Annotated in this window: 3 protein-coding genes; all 3 read right to left on the minus strand. The window is 66.0% G+C overall.

Annotation, left to right across the window (positions count from 1 at the left end; genetic code table 11):
• Nucleotides 1-1,114, minus strand: a 1,114-nt coding sequence (locus VJS90_RS01240) for an extracellular solute-binding protein (RefSeq protein ID WP_324118262.1), incomplete at its 3' end; no start/stop codon positions are given.
• A gap of 12 nt (nt 1,115-1,126) precedes the next feature.
• On the minus strand, nt 1,127-1,408 hold the full coding sequence (locus tag VJS90_RS01245) for a peptidylprolyl isomerase (RefSeq protein WP_324118258.1): 282 nt from the start codon (nt 1,406-1,408) through the stop codon (nt 1,127-1,129).
• Between the two features lie 342 nt (nt 1,409-1,750).
• Entirely contained in the window at nt 1,751-2,812 is a 1,062-nt protein-coding gene (locus tag VJS90_RS01250) for a 3-deoxy-7-phosphoheptulonate synthase (protein ID WP_324118260.1), read from the minus strand.
• Between the last annotated feature and the right edge of the window lie 194 nt (nt 2,813-3,006).

Consider the following 3,006-nt stretch of genomic DNA (forward strand, 5'->3'; position numbering starts at 1 on the left):
GGGTATTGGAGAACACGCTCTGCTGACGGATGTACAAGTTGCGCATCATATGCCGGTTGCTCCACTCGAAGTCCCACAGCATCGCCAAGGCCTGGCGCACGCGACGGTCCTTGAACACCGGGCGGTCAAGGTTGAACACGAAGCCCTGGGCGTTCTGCGGCTTCTGGCTGCCCAGGTGGGCACGCTGCAGGCGCCCGTCGTCCAGGGCGTCGCCAGCGTAGCCGAGGGTGTAGGCGGTGGCCGAGAACTCGCGGTTGTAGTCGTAGCCACCGCCGCGCAGCACTTGGCGCGCCACCTCGGTATCGCCGAAATACTCGATGCGTATGCGCTCGAAGTTGAAGCGGCCGCGGCTGACGGGCAGGTCCCTGGCCCACCAGTGGGTGTCGCGCTCAAAGGTGATGCTACGCCCATTGTCGACTCGGCCGATGCGGTACGGGCCGCTGCCGATGGGTTTGCCGAAGCCGGCGCCGTCGGCGAAGTCCCGGCCGGTCCAGTCGTGCTCGGGCAGCACCGGCAGGCTGGCCAGGTCCAGGGGCAGGGTGCGGCTATGGGGTTGCCTGAAATCGAAGCGAACACTGCGCGGGTTTTCGACCACGACGCCGGTGACATCGGCAAACTGGGTGCGGTAACTGAGGCTGCCCTTGCTCATCAAGGTGTCGAAGGTGAAGCGCACATCCTCGGCACGCACCGGCTTGCCATCGGCGAAGGTGGCGCGCGGGTCGAGCTCGACGCGAAGCCAGGCATCGCCGGGGCCGCGCTCGAGGCGTTGGGCGATCAGGCCGTAGACGGTGTAGGGCTCATCGAACGAGCGAACGGCCAGCGGGGCGTAGAGCCAGCCATTGACCTCAGTGACGCCGACGCCTTTGTCGAGATAGGGGAGAATATGGTCGAACTGGCCGATTTCCATGGCGGAACGGCGCAGACTGCCGCCTTTGGGGGCGTCAGGGTTTACGTAATCGAAGTGCTGGAAGCGGGAAGGGTAGCGCGGGGTTTCACCATAGACGGTGAGGGCGTGGGCCGGTTCGGCACTTGAGTGCGCTGCCGTGCCCAGCAGCAAGAGCAGCAGGAGCGCGCGCCAAGGGCGGGCAGCTCCTGCGGGTTTCAGGCCATCCATGGCGCTCAAGGATCAGTCCTGGCGGCTGGTCACTTCGAGCAGGTGGTAGCCGAACTGGGTCTTGACCGGGCCCTGGACCACGTTCAGCGGGGCGCTGAAGACCACGGTGTCGAATTCCTTGACCATCTGGCCTGGGCCGAACGAGCCCAGGTCACCGCCCTGGCGGCTGGACGGGCAGGTGGAGTTGGCCTTGGCGACCTCGGCGAAATCGGCACCGGCTTCGATCTGCGACTTCAGTTCGTTGCACTTGTCTTCGCTGGAGACCAGGATGTGGCGGGCAGTGGCTTTGGCCATGGGAAATACTCCTTCTTGAAAACGCCAAGACTATCGCATAAGCGGGGGTGGTGTCTTGGGGGGCGCCTAGCCGACTACGAAATCCAGGGCATTTGTGGGAGCAACTGTCTTCTACCGAGGCGATCATAGCCCCCGGCCCGGCATCGCCGGGCCCTGTGGGAGCGTGCCTTGTGCCGGAACGCCGGACCGCGCGAAACGAGGGCAGAGCCCTCGTCGGGGCGCAAGATTGTCGTGTTGTGCGTTAGCGGCAGGGAACACCGAATCCAGCCAGCTGGACAGAATCTCCCACAACGCCCGCTGCGCTGGGCGGGGCAGCCAGCCTAGATCCGGCGCACCACGACTTCAGACCTCGCCCGCAGCCCGGCGCAACAGCGCTTCGGTGGACTCCCACCCCAGGCAACCATCGGTGATCGACACCCCGTACTTCAACGCGCCCTTGCCCAGCGCCTGGCACCCATCGAACAGATGACTCTCAAGCATCACCCCCACCAACGACCGGTCGCCCGCCGCGCGCTGCGCCAGCACATCGTCAAGCACCGCGGGCTGGCGGGCCGGGTCCTTGCCGCTGTTGGCGTGGCTGCAATCGACCATGATCCGCGCCGGCAGCCCGGCCTTGGCGAGCCCCTGGCGCGCCTGCTCGACGCTGGCTGCGTCAAAGTTCGGGCCCTTGTGGCCGCCGCGCAGCACCAGGTGAGTGTCGAGGTTGCCAAGGATTTCGACAATAGCCGGGAAGCCCTGGGCGTCTATGCCGAAGTGACGGTGCGGGTGCGCCGCGCTGCGAATGGCATCGCAGGCAATCGCCACGCCACCGTCGGTGCCGTTCTTGAACCCGACCGGCAACCCCAGGCCGCTGACCATCTCGCGGTGGATCTGCGACTCGGTGGTGCGCGCGCCGATCGCCGCCCAGCTGAGCAGGTCATCGAAGTAGCCGGCGGCCATTGGCTGCAGCAGTTCGGTGGCGATCGGCAACCCGCGCTCGATCATGCCAAGCATCAGCCCGCGAGAAAGGGCCAGGCCCGCGTGCATGTCGTCGCTGCCATCGAGGTGCGGGTCGTAGGCCAGGCCTTTCCAGCCAACGGTAGTGCGCGGCTTTTCGACGTAGGCGCGCATCACCAGCAGCAGTTGGTCGCTGACCTCGGTGGCGAGGGCGGCCAGACGGTCGGCGTATTCGAGCGCCGAGCGCGGGTCGTGGATCGAGCAGGGACCGACGATGACCAGCAAGCGCTGGTCGCGGCCTTCGAGAATGGCGCGCACGGCCTGACGATGGTGTTCGACCTGATGGGCAAGGGCAGTGGAGAGCGGCATCTGCTGCTTGAGCAGGTGCGGGCTGGGCAGACGCTGGCTGACGGCGGTATTGGCAGCCTGGGGTTGGGTCAGGGGCAGAGCGAGAGAAGACGATTGCATGGTATTCGGTTTCCTTGGGCGGACGGCGGGTTCAGTCCCGCGCGGTCGGCCCTATCGAGGTGTTCGACACGTAGCCGCGGCGGCATCGGGTGTAGGGTTGCCACCAGGAATTGACCGATCGGAGGCGGCAGGCTGGCCCGAACGGGATTGGCTAAATCGCCATGCATAGGTGCTTGGGTAGGTATAAGTGGCGT

The organism is Pseudomonas sp., from assembly GCF_035277045.1.
Taxonomy (GTDB): Bacteria; Pseudomonadota; Gammaproteobacteria; order Pseudomonadales; family Pseudomonadaceae; genus Aquipseudomonas.

Excerpts from the sequence above, each read along its gene's own strand:
- VJS90_RS01245 (WP_324118258.1), bottom strand. The coding sequence starts at position 1,408 with ATGGCCAAAGCCACTGCCCGCCACATCCTGGTCTCCAGCGAAGACAAG.
- VJS90_RS01250 (WP_324118260.1), bottom strand. The coding sequence starts at position 2,812 with ATGCAATCGTCTTCTCTCGCTCTGCCCCTGACCCAACCCCAGGCTGCC.